Here is a 17245-nt window from a genome sequence, read left to right as displayed (position 1 = left end):
CTCTATTTCTTTTCAAAATAAGGATGGAGGAGGTTTTTCGCTTGAAGAATCTTAAAATTATTTGGATCTATCGATTAGGGTTATTGTTATTAGTGTTTTTATGTTTGCTCGTCTTTTTAAAAATTAAACCACTATGGGCGCCAATCATATTCGTGTTTAAAGTAGCAATTACACCATTTTTAATTGCTTGTTTCATCGCGTATTTACTGCATCCTTTAATTGAAAAATTATATAAAGAGGGAATGCCACGTACACTTGCGATTTTGCTTATTTATATTCTCTTTTTTGGTGGTCTCGGTTATGGAATTTATAAAGGGACACCGGTTGTGATTGCGCAGCTACAAGAAATCAATAAGCAATTCCCACAGTTTATGAAAATGTATGATTCTTGGATGGACGGTGTGACAGAACAGACAGACAATTTCCCATCGTTTATTCATGAGAAAGTAAAGCAAATATTTGTCGGCATTGAGATGAAGATACAAGCACTTTTAAATAAGGTGATGAGTACAGCGCGTGGTGTACTGGATTCATTACTCATCATTTTCTTGATTCCTTTCATTGTATTTTACATATTAAAAGACTATGGAGAGTTTTATCACGTTTTTTGGAAGCTTGTTCCGAGTAAATGGCGTAGTACAGGACAAGTATTGGCGAAGGAGATCGATAAGTCACTTGGAAGTTATATTCGAGGGCAATTATTTGTTTGTTTAGTTTTAGGAGGAGTGTCCGCTCTTTCATTTTGGTTTATTGGGATGAAGTACCCACTGTTATTAGGCATTATTGTTGGAGTTACCGATATTATTCCTTACTTTGGACCAATTTTAGGAGCGATTCCGACGTTGATGATTGCGGCAACCGTATCCACGAACCTTTTTATTAAAGCGGGCATTGCACTTGCCATTTTACAATTTGTTGAAAGTAACATTCTCTCCCCATATATTGTTGGGAAGTCGTTACGTATGCATCCTGTTATTATTATGCTTGCTCTTCTGATTGGGGGAGAAATAGGTGGAATCGTCGGTCTTTTAATAGCAGTTCCTATTTTGGCGGTGATTCGAACCGTCATTGTTCATATAAAGCCACTCTGGAAACATTGACAAATGGAAACGGATTCGCTACAATTTTGGCATATAGCATATGATTTTAAATTGATGACGGAACGAGTATGTCACAGTCCATTTTTAGAGAGAAACTTCCATCGGCTGAAAGAAGTTTTAAATGAAGGGTGACAGAACGCTAATCCTGAGAGCAGCTAATCCCTGCCGTCTTGCCACGTTACGGCACCATGAGGTGATGAATCGAGAATGTATAAATCGGTTCATAATTAGGGTGGTATCGCGAGTTAACTCTCGTCCCTTTTATAGGGACGGGAGTTTTTTGTTTTTATGAAATTTCTTAAAGGAGGAAATATAGATGAAACAGTTAACAGGAGCACAAATTCGTCAAATGTTTTTAGACTTTTTCGAGGAAAAAGGGCATGCAATTGAACCAAGTGCATCATTAGTTCCGCATGAGGATCCATCTCTTTTATGGATCAACAGTGGTGTAGCGACATTAAAGAAATACTTTGATGGTCGTGTAATCCCGCAAAACCCACGTATTACAAATGCGCAAAAATCAATTCGTACAAACGATATTGAAAACGTTGGGAAAACAGCTCGTCACCATACATTCTTTGAAATGTTAGGAAACTTCTCAATTGGTGACTACTTTAAAGAAGAAGCAATTACATGGGCTTGGGAATTTTTAACGAGCGACAAATGGATTGGATTCGATAAAGAGTTACTATCTGTAACAATCCATCCAGAAGATGAAGAAGCATTTACAATTTGGAATGAGAAAATGGGTGTTCCGAAAGAGCGCATCATTCGTTTAGAAGAAAACTTCTGGGATATTGGTGAAGGACCAAGTGGACCGAACACAGAAATTTTCTATGACCGCGGTGAAGCTTACGGTAACGATTTTAGCGATCCTGAGTTGTATCCGGGTGGAGAAAACGAACGTTACTTAGAAGTATGGAACCTTGTATTCTCTCAATTTAACCATAATCCGGATGGCTCATATACGCCACTTCCAAAGAAAAACATCGATACAGGGATGGGTCTAGAGCGCATGACATCTATCGTTCAAGATGTACCTACAAACTTTGATACAGACCTATTTATGCCAATGATTGGTGCAACAGAATCAATTTCTGGTGAGAAATATCGCGGTGGCGATGTAGAAAAAGATATGGCGTTTAAAGTAATTGCAGACCATATCCGTACAGTAACATTTGCTGTTGGTGATGGAGCTCTTCCTTCTAACGAAGGACGTGGCTATGTATTACGTCGTTTATTACGCCGTGCTGTACGTTATGCGAAGAAATTAAACATTAACCGTCCATTCATGTTTGAATTAGTACCGGTTGTTGGCGAAGTAATGAAAGACTTCTATCCAGAAGTTCTTGAAAAGAAAGACTTTATTGCAAAAGTTGTGAAAAATGAAGAAGAGCGTTTCCATGAAACACTTCATGATGGAGAAGCAATTTTAGCAGAGGTTATTGCAAAAGCAAAAGAAGAAAAAACGACTGCTATTTCTGGAGTAGATGCGTTCCGTCTATATGACACATATGGTTTCCCAATTGAATTAACAGAAGAATATGCAGAAGAAGCTGGTATGACGGTTGATCATACAGGTTTTGAAGCAGAGATGGAAAAACAACGTGAACGTGCACGTGCAGCTCGTCAAGACGTTGATTCTATGCAAGTTCAAGGCGGCGTACTTGGAGAAATTAAAGTAGCGAGTGAATTCGTTGGTTATGGTACAGTTGCGACAGAAAGTAATGTTGTTGCACTTGTGAAAAATGGCGAGTACACAGATAGCTTACAAGCAGGCGAAGAAGGACAATTAATGCTTGATGTAACACCATTCTATGCTGAGAGTGGCGGACAAATCGCAGACCGCGGTTATCTTCTTGCTGACGGTGTGAAAGTTCTTGTAAAAGACGTACAAAAAGCACCAAATGGTCAAAGCTTACACAAAATAGTTGTGGAAGAAGGAACGTTAACAAAAGAATCAGCTGTAAAAGCTATTATTGATACGAAGAACCGTAGCAGTGTTGTGAAAAACCATACAGCAACGCATATTTTACACCAAGCATTAAAAGATGTACTTGGAACACATGTTAACCAAGCTGGTTCTCTTGTAACATCAGAACGTCTACGCTTTGACTTCTCTCACTTCGGTCAAGTACAAGCTGACGAATTAGAAAAAATTGAGCGTATTGTAAACGAAAAAATTTGGGAAAGTATTGATGTTGAGATTTCTCAAAAAGCAATTGAAGAAGCAAAAGAAATGGGTGCAATGGCATTATTCGGTGAAAAATACGGAGATGTTGTACGTGTTGTCCAAGTAGGCGATTATAGCTTAGAACTTTGCGGTGGTTGTCACGTTGATAACACAGCATCTATCGGTATTTTCAAAATTGTTGCTGAGTCTGGTATCGGTGCTGGAACTCGTCGTATTGAGGCAGTGACTGGTAAATCTGCATACGAATTAATGAACGATCAAGTAAGTTTATTAAAAGAAGCTGCAGGCAAAATGAAAACAAATCCGAAAGATATTTTAACAAGAGTAGACGGTCTATTTACTGAAGTGAAACAACTTCAAAAAGAGAATGAATCTCTTGCTGCAAAATTAAGTAACATTGAAGCTGGAAACTTAACAGATTCAGTTGTTACAGTGGATGGAGTAAATGTATTAGCAACAAAAGTAAATGTTGCAGATATGAATAACTTACGTACAATGATGGATGACCTGAAAAATAAATTAGAGTCTGCAGTCGTTGTATTAGCAGCTGTAAATGAGGATAAAGTAAATATTCTAGCAGGTGTAACGAAAGATTTAATCAATCAAGGTTACCATGCAGGTAAACTTGTGAAAGAAGTTGCTTCTCGCTGCGGCGGTGGCGGTGGCGGCCGTCCTGACATGGCTCAAGCAGGTGGTAAAAACCCAGCGCAAGTGGATGATGCACTTGCATTTGTAGAAGAGTACGTTAAATCTGTTTCAAAATAAAGAGATAGTAGTGTACAATAGTAGGGAGAGGAGAGATTCTTCTCCCTATACTTACTACTTATAAGTGAGGTGCTTAAAATGGACGGTTTTGATAAAACAATGAAGTTTAACTTTCAAGATGAAAAACAGAGTGTCCATGTAAACGATGTACTTTTAACTGTGTATGATGCACTTCAAGAAAAAGGCTATAATCCGATTAACCAAATCGTCGGTTATTTATTAAGTGGAGACCCAGCATACATACCTCGTCATAAAGATGCACGAAGCATTATTCGCAAGTTAGAACGTGATGAATTGATTGAAGAGCTTGTGAAGTCTTATTTGAAACAACATCGTGAGGAGTAGTTTATGCGGATATTAGGTTTAGATGTTGGTACAAAAACAGTCGGCGTTGCGATTAGTGACGAAATGGGCTGGACAGCACAAGGTTTAGAAACGATTAAAATTAACGAAGAACGAGGTCAATTTGGTTTTGATCGTATTTCTGAGTTAGTAAAACAGTACAATGTGGACAAGATAATAGTAGGATTGCCAAAGAACATGAATGGTACAATCGGACCACGTGGTGAGGCTTGCCAGCAATTTGCACAATCCTTACGTGAACTGTTACAATTAGACGTCATGATGTGGGACGAGCGTCTGTCAACGATGGCAGCGGAACGTCTTCTTATTTCGGCTGATGTAAGTCGAAAGAAGCGAAAGCAAGTGATCGATAAGATGGCTGCAGTCGTGATTTTGCAAGGATATTTAGATAGTAAATAAGAGGTGACCAGAATGGAAGAAAATCAAATTACAATTGTAGACGAAAAAGGTAACGAGCATTTATGTGAAATTATTTTCACTTTCGATGCTGAAAAATTCGGGAAAAAATCTTATGTAGTCTTTTCTCCGATTGGTGAAGTTGACGAAGATGGCGAACAAATTTATGATGCAATGGCTTTCGAACAAAACGAAGAAGAGTCAGGTGGAACATTACTTCCAATCGAATCTGAAGAAGAGTGGGAAATGGTACAAGAAATGTTTAACACACTTGCTGAAGAAGAAGAGGGCGAAGCGTAATTCAGGTGAAGAAGATGGGCTGTACATGCAGTCCATCTTTTTTTGTATTCTCGTGCAAAATGACAGATTTTTTGTCGAAACTACATAATTGTTTGTAGTATAATGAGACGGATTGTATAAAATAAAAAACTATCTGCAAATGAATGAGCTTTGCTTTGGGTTTGTAGGGCATTGTATAGAGGATGTACATATGGTCTACAATGGAATAAGGAGGAAGAACTTTGATAGAGAATCAAGTGAAGAAGAAGCGTAGACACACACTTTTAATAGTGGTTATTGCACTACTTGTGGTCTGCGTGTCAGTCTATGCGTATATTTCATCTGCGTTAAAACCAGTTGATAGCGGGAATAAAAAAGAAATTGAAGTAGAGATTCCAAAAGGTTCATCTACAAGTAAAATCGGAGAGATTTTAGAAGAAAAAGGCGCTATTAAAAACGGTACAGTATTTAGCTTCTATGCAAAAGCTAAATCTAAAAATTTGCAGGCAGGTACATATTTGTTAAATTCGTCAATGAATGTAGATGATGTAATGGAACAAATGTCATCGGGTAATGTCCATCGTCCAGTTGCTTATAAATTGACGATTAAAGAAGGTGCACAAGTTGTTGAAATCGCAGATATAATTGCAAAGGAACTGAAATGGAATAAAGATGATGTTGTGCGCCAATTAAACGATAAGGCTTTTATTCAAAAAATGCAGCAAAAATATCCGATATTATTAACAAATAAAATTTTTGATGCCAATATTAAATATACGTTAGAAGGCTACTTATACCCAGCGACATATTCTTTCTATAAAAAAGATACAACATTGGAAGAAATTGTGACGTCAATGCTTGAAAAAACGAATGCATTAATTGTTCAAAATGAGGCGAAAATGAAAGAAAAGCAGCTGGACGTTCACCAGCTTTTAACATTATCTTCTTTAATTGAGGAAGAGGCGACAGGGTTTACAGATCGTCAAAAGATCTCTAGCGTCTTTTATAATCGTTTAGCAAAAGGGATGCCGTTACAAACAGATCCGACAGTATTATATGCGCTTGGAAAGCATAAAGAACGTGTATTATATGAGGATTTAAAAGTAAATTCACCGTATAATACGTATGTTATAAAAGGATTACCTGTTGGACCAATTGCGAATTCTGGCAAGCATTCAGTACAAGCAGCGTTAGAACCTGCACAAACAGATTATTACTATTTCTTAGCAGCACCAAGTGGTGAAGTGTATTATGCAAAAACGTTAGAAGAACATAATGCATTAAAACAAAAATATATTACACAAAAGAAATGAAAATAGGAGGGAGAGCGAAAAGGGTCGCATATCCCTCTTTTTTATGATAAAATATATCGGGTTAAAAACTGGCAGAAGAATCGTTTTTAATATCAAAACGGGACGTACAAGCTAAGGGTGAAGCTGGCTTGTATTTTTATTGCATTCTATGTGTGAAAAGATAGAAACTGACACGTCATAGAGGCACTTCTCCATGTAAATAAGGAGGACCATTTATGGAGGATGCAGTTAACGAGTACCTATTATCATTTATTGATCCAAAAGATAAACTTATTCTTGAAATGGAACAGTACGCAGGTGAACATCATGTGCCAATTATGGATCGTCTTGGAATGGAGTTTATGTTGCAATTTTTACGTTTAATTGGGCCAAAAAGCATCTTAGAGCTCGGAACAGCAATTGGTTACTCCAGTATTCGTATGATGCAAGCTATCCCTAATTCTCGCATTGTGACAGTAGAACGAAATAGCGATCGATATGAAAAAGCACTTGAATATATAGAGCGTTCTTCTGTAAAAGAGCGTATTTCCGTTATTTATGGTGATGCATTAGAAACAGGTGAACAAGTGAATGAACATGGAACATTTGATGTTATTTTTATTGATGCCGCAAAAGGACAATATCGTCGCTTTTTTGACTTATATGAACCGTTATTAAATCCGGGGGGTGTCATTATTTCAGATAATGTTATGTACCATGGACTTGTAACGACAAAAGAAAAAATTGAAAATAGACGTACGCGTGGTTTGATTCGTCGTATTAAGACGTACAATGAATGGCTAATGAACCATGAAGGATATGATACAACTATTTTTCCGATTGGTGATGGAGTAGCCGTGAGTAAAAAGAGAGGGTGACAACAGTATGAAAAAACCTGAATTGTTAGTAACGCCAAGAGCGGTGGCGGACATTGAACCTCTTGCAAAAGCAGGGGCAAGTGCAGTAATGATCGGTGAGCAAAAGTTTGGCTTACGTTTAGCAGGGGAGTTCACGCGTGATGATGTGAAACAAGCTGTAAGCATTGCACATGAAAATGGTATGAAAGTATACGTAGCGATGAACGCTATGTTCCATAACGACAAAGTAGAAGAATTAAAAGGCTATGTCGCATTCCTGCAAGAAGTACAGGTAGATGCAATCGTCTTTGGAGATCCTGCAGTATTAATGACTGTGCGTGAAGTAGCACCAAACATGCAAATGCATTGGAATACAGAAACGACAGCAACGAACTGGTTCACATGTAACTATTGGGGCCGTAAAGGTGCAAAACGTGCTGTGCTTGCACGTGAATTGAGCTTAGATGAAATTGTTGAATTAAAAGAAAACGCTGAAGTTGAAGTAGAAGTACAAATTCACGGTATGACATGCATGTTCCAATCAAAGCGTTCATTAGTTGGAAACTATTTTGAATATCAAGATCGTAATCTGGAGATTGAAAAGAAAAAGTATGAAGAAAATATGTTTTTACATGATCCAGAGCGTAATAACAAGTATCCGATTTATGAGGACGAAAATGGTACTCATATTATGAGTCCGAATGATATTTGTTTCATTGATGAGTTAGATGAACTTATCGATGCTGAAATCGATAGCTTGAAAATTGATGGTGTGTTAAAAAGCTCTGAATACATTATCCAAGTGACAAAGAAATATCGTAAAGCTATTGATTTATGTGTAGAAGATCGCGATGCGTATTATGACATGAAAGACGATTTATATAAAGAGATAGAAGAAATTCAACCAGTAAATCGTCCGTTAGATACAGGATTCTTCTTTAAAGAAACGGTTTACTAAACGAGGAGGGTGTAGGATATGACTGTACAAGAAATTTCACGAGTAATCGATGGAAAACGCGTTATTGTGAAAAAACCTGAATTGTTAATCCCTGCAGGTAATTTAGAGAAATTAAAAGTAGCTATTCATTACGGTGCAGATGCTGTATATTTAGGTGGACAGGAATTTGGTCTGCGTTCAAATGCAGGGAACTTTACGCTAGAAGAAATGGCAGAAGGCGTAGAATTTGCAAAGAAATATGGCGCGAAAATATATGTAACAACAAATATCTTTGCACATAATGAAAATATGGATGGATTAGAAGATTATTTAAGAGGGATTGAAAAAGCTGGTGTAACAGGTATTATTGTTGCAGACCCGCTTATTATCGAGACGTGTAAACGTGTAGCTCCTTCTGTTGAAGTACATTTAAGTACACAACAGTCTCTATCCAACTGGAAAGCAGCGCAGTATTGGAAAGAAGAAGGCTTGCATCGTCTTGTATTAGCTCGTGAAGTCGGCTATGAAGAAATGAAGGAAATTAAAGAAAACGTTGATATTGAAATTGAAGCGTTCGTCCATGGGGCAATGTGCATTGCATACTCTGGAAGATGTACATTAAGTAACCATATGACAGCACGTGACTCGAACCGTGGTGGTTGTTGTCAGTCATGTCGTTGGGATTATGACCTAGTTCAAGCAGTATCACAACATAAAGAAGCAGAAGAGCTTCCTTTATTCCAAGAAGGCGATGCACACTTTGCAATGAGTCCAAAAGACTTAAACTTGATCCTTTCAATTCCGAAAATGATTGAAATTGGAATTGACAGCTTGAAGATTGAAGGACGCATGAAATCTATTCACTACGTAGCAACAGTAGCAACCGTGTACCGCAAAGTAATTGATGCATATTGCGCGGATCCTGATAACTTTGAGTTTAAACAAGAATGGTTAGATGAGCTCGATAAATGTGCAAATCGTGATACAGCGCCTGCATTCTTTGAAGGAGTTCCAGGATACCAAGAACAAATGTATGGAAATCATAGTAAGAAAACAACGTATGATTTTGCTGGTTTAGTGTTAGATTATAATGAAGAAACAGGCATTGTCACAATCGAACAACGTAACTACTTCAAACCAGGGCATGAGGTTGAGTTCTTTGGGCCAGAAATAGAAAACTTTACACAAACGGTGGAGAAAATTTGGGATGAGGATGGAAACGAATTAGATGCAGCGAGACATCCGTTGCAAATCGTGAAATTCAAAGTGGATCAACCAGTGTATGTGAATAATATGATGCGAAAAAGCATACATCAATAAGAAAGAGTGGTAGTTGAATGGGGACGAATAAGCCGGTTGTAATTGGAATCGCTGGTGGTTCAGGATCAGGTAAAACAAGTGTAACAAAAGCAATTTTTGATCAATTTCAAGGTCATTCCATTTTAATTTTGGAGCAAGATTATTATTACAAAGACCAAAGTCATCTGCCAATGGAAGAGCGTTTAAAAACAAATTACGATCATCCATTAGCGTTTGATAATGACTTATTAATTGAGCACTTACATCAGTTGCTTGCATATAAGCCGGTTGAGAAACCCGTATATGATTATACATTGCATACACGCTCAGAAGAAATTATTCCAGTAGAACCGAAAGATGTAATTATTTTAGAAGGGATTCTTATCTTAGAAGACCCGCGTCTTTGTGATTTAATGGATATTAAGGTGTTTGTTGATACGGATGCTGACCTTCGTATTTTACGTCGCATGCAACGTGATATTAAAGAGCGTGGCCGTACAATGGACTCTGTTGTTGAGCAGTATGTAAATGTTGTACGTCCAATGCACAACCAATTTATTGAGCCTTCTAAGAAATTTGCGGATATAATTATTCCAGAAGGCGGACAAAATCATGTTGCAATCGATATTATGGTCACAAAAATTGCAACAATTCTTGAACAAAAAGTGAATTTGTAATAGCATAGTAAAAGATATACGATAGGAAGGGATTTTTTCCCTTCCTATCGAATACAATGAAACATGCCAACCTCATCTATCTATAGGTGAGGGCATATTTATATGAACTTTCCATACATATCTTCTTTAGATGAGGAAGAATTGGAAAATACGGGGTTGTATGTGACAACTCCGCTAGTGCATGTGTACTAGAAACCTCCGCTATAGGATAAAGCGGAGGAGTTTTCATATTGAACTCCTCTTTTTTTCGGGGGATTGGTATATAAAAGGAGTGGAAAACATGGCAACAGAAAAAACATACCCTATGACGCAAGAGGGTAAACAAAAATTAGAAAACGAAATTGAGCAATTAAAAACAGTAAGACGTAAAGAAGTTGTGGAGCGTATTAAAATCGCACGTAGCTTCGGTGATCTTTCTGAGAACTCGGAGTACGATGCAGCGAAAGATGAGCAAGCATTCGTAGAAGGACGTATTACACAACTAGAAAATATGATTCGTAACGCAGTTATCATTGAAGATAATGGCGAAGAGTCTACAGTTGTAACATTAGGTAAAACTGTAGTATTCAAAGAATTACCAGATGGAGATGAAGAAGCTTACACAATCGTTGGTAGCGCAGAAGCTGATCCATTTGAGGGAAGAATTTCTAACGATTCTCCAATCGCAAAAAGCTTATTAGGTAAGCAAATTGGTGAAAAGGTAGCAATCCAAACGCCAGGCGGAGAAATGCAAGTAGAGATTATCTCTGTAAAATAATAAAAAAGGTTCACTCATATGGGTGAACCTTTTTTATTTTTTCTCTTTTATTATCCCATTGCTCTCAAGATTCTGAGTGAAAAGTGCTATATAATCGTCCATGATAGTTTGGTTTGAGCGATAAAAGAGAAAGGATCCTTAAGGGAGTTTTCACTTTATTCGACATAATATGACGATGTAAGAGCTTTAATTCTGATATTATAAGTGAGGAATTTTATACTTTTATGTTTTGAAGTGTGAAGAGAGTTTAAAAGGGATAAGGAAGAGGGGCAGTTCATGAAAAAGAAATTATTTGCAGCACTCACTTGTGGCGTTATGATGACAGGATTAGCGGCATGTGGATCTATTGAGAAAACAAATGTATCAAACGAATCGAAACCGAAACAAGAAGAAAAAAAGGATGATGCAGCAACTTCGTCTTCAAACAGCACACCGAATACAAAGGGGAACACGGAATTAGATAAGGATAAAAAGGAACAGAAATTCGAAGACTTTGCTCTAGAGTATCAGTTAGCTATTGTAATGAGAATGTTTCAGGATGTGACGATTAAGTATGATTATGCGATTGGTAATCCAGAATATTTGTTACAGGATACAATGGATCAGAAGACAATAGATGATATGAAGAATATGTTACAAGAACAGGCAAAGAATAATGATAAACTTTTTAAAGATGAAGTGAATCAAGCGTATACTTACTTAAATCAATCTAAAGTAAGTAATAAAGATGAAATTCAAAAGTTAATTAACGCAGAAAATGAATATTTAAAGATCGTAGACAAGATGATCGCATGTATTGATTCTGTAACGGTTGAGAATGCAAAAGAAAAAAGAAGTGAAATGCAAGCTTTACAACCGGATTATTTAAAAGCAGCAGCTCAAGTAACAACTACTACAATTGAGGTTGCAAAAAATTCAGGAATAGATGAAGAGAGTTTTAGGTCAATTCTTATGAAATTTCTAAAGCAGCCAAAAGATTTATAAAAATCATTCAATCATACAAGAAAAATACAAACTCTAATAATATTTCCTTCTGTATAAAAGGAATGACACCTCGTCTAAACTGAAAAGACGAGGTGTTTTTTATGAAAATCAAACGGAGAATTATCATCACCTTATTATGCTTTACATGCATCATGTTGCTATTGCTTGGAAGATTGGTACAAATACAGCTTATATCTACTGAATCATTTACAGATAAACATATAAATTTAATTGAAAAGAGTGTTACCCAGCGTACACAAGCAGTTACAGTGGATGATGGTAGGGGTCGTTTTATTGATCGAAATGGAGTAGAACTTGGTGAAGAAAAGTATTCAGTGTTAATTATTTTTCCATTTCTACAAATAAAAAATGACATGTTAGAGAAAATTGCGCATATCATTAGTGTGCCGGGACAAGACATAAATCTGCAAATGAAAGACAAACGAAAACCATTTATATTTCAAAGAGGTGATAAACCGTTTCAATTAACGAAAGAACAGGTGGAAAAGATTAATCGTGCGGATATGTTAGGCATGGTTGCAACTGAAGTAAGGGTGAAACAAATACCAGAAGCAGAACATTTAATTGGTGCAGTAGGAGAAAACGAGAATGAAATTCAAAAGCGATACGGGGAAATGAAGAAGTTCCCTATTCAAACACCGATTGGTATTTCAGGACTTCAACAATCATTTGATGAATTTTTAATGACTGATGGTGAAACGAAAGTGTTGTATCAAGTGGACAGACAGGGCGAACCGATTTTTGGGAAACGTGCAAAATATACATCTCCTGGAAATCCTTTTTATCCAGTTACGATTCAAACAACGATAGAAAAGTCTTTGCAACAAAAAGCAGAAGAGCTTGTGCAAATGCATGGAATAAAAAACGGTGGATTGGTACTACTTGATGTGAAGAAGAGTGAAATTTTAGCAATGGTGAGTAAACCATCTTTACAGACGAATGATAAGCGTACGTATCAAAAAACGATGGAAAACCAAATGCTAACGCCTCATTTTCCTGGTTCTATTTTTAAAACAGTTGTAGCGGCCGCGGCAATTGATAATGATATAATTCAATCTCATCGTATGTTTAACTGTGATACAGATCCGTATGGCGAAAATACTCCGCAGGTTATGATGGGGAAATTAAGCTTCACAGAGAGCTTTGCTAGGAGTTGTAACAGGACATTTGCTGTGCTTGGTGATGAATTGATGCAAAAGGATAAACATGTAATGGAAACGTATTTAGAAGCGCTAGGAGCGAGTGAGAAGGTAGGATGGAAAGGGCAAGTGTTTCATACGTCTGGGTTTAAACAGTTGATAGAAGAGAAAAAAGCAATTGTTTGGAATGAAGAAGAAACTAAGATGAGTCACAAAGCAATCGCCCAAACGGCGATTGGGCAAAAGGATGTAAGAATATCCCCTTTAGCTGTTGCAAATATGATGGCGACGATTGCAAGAAATGGAGAGAAGAAAGAAGTAAAAGCTGTAAAAGAAATACGGTACAAAAATGGCACAAGATTTTTTCATTTTGAAGATCATAAATTGGAGGGGCGACAACTCTCTTATCATACAGTGAAACAAGTGCAATCACTATTAAGAAAAGTAGTAACGATGGAGAAAGGAACAGGTACTACTTTTCAGTCATTACCGCTATCTGTTGCCGGAAAATCTGGGACGGCACAAACAGGAAAAGGAAATCGTGTAAATCGTTGGTTTGCGGGTTACTTTCCGTATGAAAACCCAAGATATGCGTTAGTAGTTGTTGACTTAGAAACGAATAATGAACAAAATACTGTAACACCGATTTTTAAAGAATTTGTAGAAGAGATTGCTCACTTGGAAAGTAGAAGGTAATCTTGCAATTTATTATCAAATGTTTTCATTTCGTGAAAAAATTACTGTAGTTATTCAACCTTTTAAGATTTAGTGTTACAATAGCAAGTAGGAAAAACTGCATGGAGGTTTGAAGAATGGCAGGAGGATCTAGATTCCAACAGAAACAACAAAAACGTCGTCAAAACGGTGTTTTAAATATTGCAATTGCTATTGTGTTATTAGCAGTACTTGTTGTAGCGTATCAAGTATTCTTTACTTCTGATACAACAGAGCAAGCATCTTCTCCAGACAAGAAAGTATCTCAGCAAACAACGAAAGATAATAAAACTGAGAAAACGAAAGAGAAAGAAGAAGCTAAGAAACAAGAGCAAGCAGCAGCGAAGAAAAAAGAGGACGAAGAGAAACAAAAAGCTGAGGAAGAAGCAAAAGCAAATGAAAAGGCCCCAGCTGAAAAAACACAGCCTAAAGCAACAGATGCTTATACGAAACCTTCTTGGAAGCCAGTTGGTACAACGCAAGGTGCAACACCGGCAATGACATTTCAACAAGGATCAGCAGATTGGAATGAGATGAAACAAGCAATTTCCGCTGCAATCGAAGTTCCAGTGGAACAATTGGTTATTCACCGCATTGGGAATAACGGTAAGCAAAAAGCGTACGGTAATGTTCAAGATAAACAAACTGGTAAAAGATATTATGTAAATATTGATTGGGTAGAAAATGAGGGTTGGAAACCAGCACTTGTTCAAACTCTAAACTAAAAAAGAGAGAGGTTCTTAGAACCTCTCTCTTTTTTAGTTAGCGTAATTTTTTAAATTTAAAATGAACAACTGCGCTGTAATAAGGTCTTTTGCTCTCGGGATCCATAACCATTTGATGAGAAATATGATGAACTTTCAGCATAAGTGCTTTGTTATTGTCAATTTGTTCGTTAATTTTCTTTTCTAAGGAAACTAAGTTTGGTGCTTCAAAAAATTCTACTTTATCTTCCAGCATTTCAAACGTAAATGACACAAAAAACGCTCCTCTCCATATAATCAAGTTAAGTGTAACAAAGAAAAGAAGGAAATACCATTTCCGTTTCAATTGACATTTTCGTAAAGAAAGCATATCATACTGATAAAACCGATAAGAAAAAGGGGAATTTTATATGGGTACAGAATTTAACGGTTTATTTGATGAGTGGGCTCATACTTACGATTCATTCGTACAAGGCGAAGATATACAATATAAAGAAGTTTTCGCTCGTTATGAGGAGATTTTAGAGGATGTAGTAAATAAATCATTTGGAAATGTATTAGAATTTGGTGTTGGTACTGGTAATTTAACAAATAAATTATTACTTGTTGGCCATACTGTTTACGGCATAGAGCCGTCACGTGAAATGCGTACAATCGCAAAGCAAAAGCTACCAGAAGGATTTTCAATTACAGAGGGAGATTTTCTTTCTTTTGATGTTCCCGATTCTATTGATACAATTGTAAGCACTTATGCGTTTCATCATCTAACAGATGAAGAAAAAGATGTAGCAATTGCGAAGTATAGTCAATTGCTTCATAAAGGTGGTAAAATAGTGTTTGCTGATACGATATTTGCAGATCAAGAAGCGTATGATAAAACTGTTGAAACTGCAAAACAAAGAGGTTTTCATCAGTTAGCAAACGATTTGCAAACAGAATACTATACACGTATTCCGATTATGCAATCTATTTTTGAAAACAATGGCTTCCATGTAACATTTACGAGATTAAATCATTTCGTTTGGGTAATGGAGGCAACTAAGCAATAGAAAGAGGGATTAGATTGAGAATTGCTGTAATTGGAGCAATGGAAGAAGAAGTACGTATTTTACGTGACAAATTAGAACAAGCAGAAACAGAAACCGTTGCAGGTTGTGAATTTACGAAAGGGACATTAGCAGGACATGAAGTAATCTTGTTAAAGTCTGGTATTGGTAAAGTAAATGCGGCTATGTCGACGACAATTTTATTAGAGAGATACCAACCTGAAAAAGTAATTAATACAGGCTCAGCTGGTGGATTCCATCAATCTTTAAATGTTGGGGATGTTGTCATCTCAACAGAAGTTCGCCATCATGACGTGGATGTAACTGCATTTGATTACGAATATGGTCAAGTGCCAGGGATGCCACCAGGATTTAAAGCGGATGAAGCACTAATAGCATTAGCTGAGAAATGTATGAAATCCGAAGAGAACATTCAAGTTGTGAAAGGAATGATTGCAACAGGGGATTCATTTATGAGTGATCCAAACCGAGTTGCAGCAATCCGTGATAAATTTGAAAATCTTTACGCAGTAGAAATGGAAGCAGCAGCGGTTGCGCAAGTATGTCATCAATACAAAGTACCATTTGTAATTATTCGTGCACTTTCTGATATTGCTGGTAAAGAATCAAACGTTTCATTTGATCAATTTTTAGATCAAGCAGCTCTTCATTCTACAAACTTTATTGTAAAAGTGTTAGAAGAGTTAAAGTAATGTAACAAAAAGGCAACTGTCTCATATAAAGAAGATACATACAGTTGCCTTTTCTTTATTGGCAAATAAGGAGGAGAACACGATGAAGGTGTATCGTGGAGTTCATGAATTAATCGGTCATACACCGATTGTAGAAATTACTCGTTTTTCACTTCCAGAGGGCGTTCGTTTATTTGCAAAGCTTGAATTTTATAATCCAGGTGGAAGCGTGAAAGATCGCTTAGGAAGAGAATTGATTGAAGATGCACTAGCAAAAGGACTTGTAAAGCCAGGGGGAACAATTATTGAACCGACGGCAGGGAATACTGGCATTGGACTGGCACTCGCAGCACTAGAGCATGATTTACATGTAATTGTTTGTGTTCCAGAAAAATTCAGTATTGAAAAGCAAGAGCTGATGAAAGCACTTGGTGCAACAGTTGTGCATACGCCAACTGAACAAGGAATGACAGGCGCAATTGTGAAGGCGAAAGAATTAGTAAAAGAAATTCCAAATTCATACTCTCCAAGTCAATTTGCAAATGATGCAAATCCACGTGCCTATTTCAAAACATTAGGCCCAGAGCTGTGGGAAGCGTTGGATGGAGAGATTAACATATTCGTAGCAGGTGCAGGTACTGGCGGTACATTTATGGGAACTGCCTCCTATTTAAAAGAACAAAATCGTGAAATTAAAGCGGTGATTGTAGAACCAGAAGGATCTATTTTAAATGGTGGTGAAGCAGGTTCACATGAAACAGAAGGAATCGGTCTTGAATTTATTCCGCCATTTTTAAAATCATCATATTTCGATGAAATTCATACCATTTCTGATCGAAATGCATTCAGACGTGTGAAAGAATTAGCGCAGAAAGAAGGCCTTCTTGTTGGTAGTTCTTCAGGAGCAGCATTTCATGCGAGCCTATTAGAGGCTGAAAAGGCAAAACCAGGTACAAATATTGTAACGATTTTTCCAGATAGCAGTGAGCGTTATTTAAGTAAAGATATATACAAAGGGTGGGAATAAAA

18 protein-coding genes and 1 other annotated feature are annotated in these 17245 nt (G+C 37.0%); of the genes, 17 read left to right on the top strand and 1 reads right to left on the bottom strand.

Going from position 1 to position 17245, the window contains the following annotated elements; all coding sequences use genetic code 11:
• Positions 1-23: 23 nt before the first annotated feature.
• The 14 genes from NSQ40_RS22320 to NSQ40_RS22255 all read left to right on the top strand — a co-directional run bounded on the left by NSQ40_RS22320 (position 24) and on the right by NSQ40_RS22255 (position 14499).
• A complete protein-coding gene (locus NSQ40_RS22320; protein WP_170957066.1) occupies positions 24-1100 on the top strand; it encodes an AI-2E family transporter in 1077 nt (358 codons plus the stop codon).
• Between the two features lie 45 nt (positions 1101-1145).
• Positions 1146-1363, top strand: a binding site (T-box leader).
• A gap of 53 nt (positions 1364-1416) precedes the next feature.
• Positions 1417-4059, top strand: a complete 2643-nt coding sequence (gene alaS / locus NSQ40_RS22315) for an alanine--tRNA ligase (protein WP_003200499.1) — start codon at positions 1417-1419, stop codon at positions 4057-4059.
• Positions 4060-4137: 78 nt separating this feature from the next.
• Entirely contained in the window at positions 4138-4404 is a 267-nt protein-coding gene (locus NSQ40_RS22310; protein WP_000348589.1) for an IreB family regulatory phosphoprotein, read from the top strand.
• 3 nt (positions 4405-4407) lie between these two features.
• Positions 4408-4821, top strand: coding sequence for a Holliday junction resolvase RuvX (gene ruvX, locus NSQ40_RS22305; RefSeq protein ID WP_003200502.1), 414 nt, complete (start codon positions 4408-4410; stop codon positions 4819-4821).
• A gap of 12 nt (positions 4822-4833) precedes the next feature.
• Positions 4834-5118 carry a DUF1292 domain-containing protein gene (locus NSQ40_RS22300; RefSeq protein ID WP_003200504.1) on the top strand — a complete coding sequence of 95 codons (285 nt, stop codon included), beginning with the start codon at positions 4834-4836 and terminating at the stop codon, positions 5116-5118.
• Between the two features lie 221 nt (positions 5119-5339).
• Positions 5340-6410 (top strand): endolytic transglycosylase MltG, encoded by a 1071-nt coding sequence (mltG, locus tag NSQ40_RS22295; protein WP_033796429.1) that lies wholly within the window; start codon positions 5340-5342, stop codon positions 6408-6410.
• 215 nt (positions 6411-6625) lie between these two features.
• Positions 6626-7267, top strand: coding sequence for an O-methyltransferase (locus tag NSQ40_RS22290; protein WP_003200510.1), 642 nt, complete (start codon positions 6626-6628; stop codon positions 7265-7267).
• A 7-nt stretch (positions 7268-7274) separates the two neighbouring features.
• Positions 7275-8204: a peptidase U32 family protein gene (locus NSQ40_RS22285; RefSeq protein WP_003200512.1), complete on the top strand. Its 930-nt coding sequence runs from the start codon at positions 7275-7277 to the stop codon at positions 8202-8204.
• Between the two features lie 18 nt (positions 8205-8222).
• A complete protein-coding gene (locus tag NSQ40_RS22280) occupies positions 8223-9503 on the top strand; it encodes a peptidase U32 family protein (protein ID WP_003200513.1) in 1281 nt (426 codons plus the stop codon).
• Positions 9504-9520: 17 nt separating this feature from the next.
• Positions 9521-10159, top strand: coding sequence for a uridine kinase (gene udk, locus NSQ40_RS22275; RefSeq protein ID WP_003200515.1), 639 nt, complete (start codon positions 9521-9523; stop codon positions 10157-10159).
• Positions 10160-10439: 280 nt separating this feature from the next.
• On the top strand, positions 10440-10916 hold the full coding sequence (greA, locus tag NSQ40_RS22270) for a transcription elongation factor GreA (protein WP_003208577.1): 477 nt from the start codon (positions 10440-10442) through the stop codon (positions 10914-10916).
• Positions 10917-11192: 276 nt separating this feature from the next.
• Entirely contained in the window at positions 11193-11900 is a 708-nt protein-coding gene (locus NSQ40_RS22265; RefSeq protein WP_003208576.1) for a hypothetical protein, read from the top strand.
• Between the two features lie 101 nt (positions 11901-12001).
• Positions 12002-13756: a peptidoglycan D,D-transpeptidase FtsI family protein gene (locus NSQ40_RS22260; RefSeq protein WP_026008579.1), complete on the top strand. Its 1755-nt coding sequence runs from the start codon at positions 12002-12004 to the stop codon at positions 13754-13756.
• A 116-nt stretch (positions 13757-13872) separates the two neighbouring features.
• Complete coding sequence (locus NSQ40_RS22255) at positions 13873-14499, top strand: YrrS family protein (RefSeq protein ID WP_003200523.1); 627 nt, start codon at positions 13873-13875, stop codon at positions 14497-14499.
• A gap of 37 nt (positions 14500-14536) precedes the next feature.
• Here NSQ40_RS22255 and NSQ40_RS22250 read toward each other — a convergent pair whose 3' ends face one another.
• The gene (locus NSQ40_RS22250) at positions 14537-14752 is read right to left on the bottom strand and encodes a YrzA family protein (protein WP_341286146.1); all 216 of its coding nucleotides are present in this window, start codon (positions 14750-14752) and stop codon (positions 14537-14539) included.
• A 136-nt stretch (positions 14753-14888) separates the two neighbouring features.
• On the opposite strand from NSQ40_RS22250, the gene NSQ40_RS22245 reads away from it, so the two are divergent.
• The 3 genes from NSQ40_RS22245 to NSQ40_RS22235 all read left to right on the top strand — a co-directional run bounded on the left by NSQ40_RS22245 (position 14889) and on the right by NSQ40_RS22235 (position 17243).
• On the top strand, positions 14889-15527 hold the full coding sequence (locus NSQ40_RS22245; RefSeq protein ID WP_018765882.1) for a class I SAM-dependent methyltransferase: 639 nt from the start codon (positions 14889-14891) through the stop codon (positions 15525-15527).
• A 14-nt stretch (positions 15528-15541) separates the two neighbouring features.
• Positions 15542-16237 carry a 5'-methylthioadenosine/S-adenosylhomocysteine nucleosidase gene (gene mtnN / locus NSQ40_RS22240; RefSeq protein WP_003200530.1) on the top strand — a complete coding sequence of 232 codons (696 nt, stop codon included), beginning with the start codon at positions 15542-15544 and terminating at the stop codon, positions 16235-16237.
• An 82-nt stretch (positions 16238-16319) separates the two neighbouring features.
• A complete protein-coding gene (locus tag NSQ40_RS22235; RefSeq protein ID WP_003200533.1) occupies positions 16320-17243 on the top strand; it encodes an O-acetylserine dependent cystathionine beta-synthase in 924 nt (307 codons plus the stop codon).
• The last annotated feature ends 2 nt before the right edge of the window (positions 17244-17245 follow it).

The sequence above is a fragment of the Bacillus sp. FSL K6-6038 genome (assembly GCF_038050455.1).
Lineage (GTDB): Bacteria > Bacillota > Bacilli > Bacillales > Bacillaceae_G > Bacillus_A > Bacillus_A pseudomycoides.
Note: the sequence above shows the minus strand (reverse complement) of the source record. Positions and strands in the feature narration are given on the sequence as shown.

What these genes read in the sequence shown, in the direction of transcription:
- NSQ40_RS22235 (WP_003200533.1), top strand. Translation starts at nt 16,320, where the DNA reads ATGAAGGTGTATCGTGGAGTTCATGAATTAATCGGTCATACACCGATT.
- NSQ40_RS22310 (WP_000348589.1), top strand. Translation starts at nt 4,138, where the DNA reads ATGGACGGTTTTGATAAAACAATGAAGTTTAACTTTCAAGATGAAAAA.
- NSQ40_RS22260 (WP_026008579.1), top strand. Translation starts at nt 12,002, where the DNA reads ATGAAAATCAAACGGAGAATTATCATCACCTTATTATGCTTTACATGC.
- NSQ40_RS22285 (WP_003200512.1), top strand. Translation starts at nt 7,275, where the DNA reads ATGAAAAAACCTGAATTGTTAGTAACGCCAAGAGCGGTGGCGGACATT.
- NSQ40_RS22320 (WP_170957066.1), top strand. Translation starts at nt 24, where the DNA reads ATGGAGGAGGTTTTTCGCTTGAAGAATCTTAAAATTATTTGGATCTAT.
- NSQ40_RS22280 (WP_003200513.1), top strand. Translation starts at nt 8,223, where the DNA reads ATGACTGTACAAGAAATTTCACGAGTAATCGATGGAAAACGCGTTATT.
- NSQ40_RS22290 (WP_003200510.1), top strand. Translation starts at nt 6,626, where the DNA reads ATGGAGGATGCAGTTAACGAGTACCTATTATCATTTATTGATCCAAAA.
- ruvX (WP_003200502.1), top strand. Translation starts at nt 4,408, where the DNA reads ATGCGGATATTAGGTTTAGATGTTGGTACAAAAACAGTCGGCGTTGCG.
- NSQ40_RS22255 (WP_003200523.1), top strand. Translation starts at nt 13,873, where the DNA reads ATGGCAGGAGGATCTAGATTCCAACAGAAACAACAAAAACGTCGTCAA.
- alaS (WP_003200499.1), top strand. Translation starts at nt 1,417, where the DNA reads ATGAAACAGTTAACAGGAGCACAAATTCGTCAAATGTTTTTAGACTTT.
- NSQ40_RS22245 (WP_018765882.1), top strand. Translation starts at nt 14,889, where the DNA reads ATGGGTACAGAATTTAACGGTTTATTTGATGAGTGGGCTCATACTTAC.
- NSQ40_RS22300 (WP_003200504.1), top strand. Translation starts at nt 4,834, where the DNA reads ATGGAAGAAAATCAAATTACAATTGTAGACGAAAAAGGTAACGAGCAT.
- greA (WP_003208577.1), top strand. Translation starts at nt 10,440, where the DNA reads ATGGCAACAGAAAAAACATACCCTATGACGCAAGAGGGTAAACAAAAA.
- NSQ40_RS22265 (WP_003208576.1), top strand. Translation starts at nt 11,193, where the DNA reads ATGAAAAAGAAATTATTTGCAGCACTCACTTGTGGCGTTATGATGACA.
- udk (WP_003200515.1), top strand. Translation starts at nt 9,521, where the DNA reads ATGGGGACGAATAAGCCGGTTGTAATTGGAATCGCTGGTGGTTCAGGA.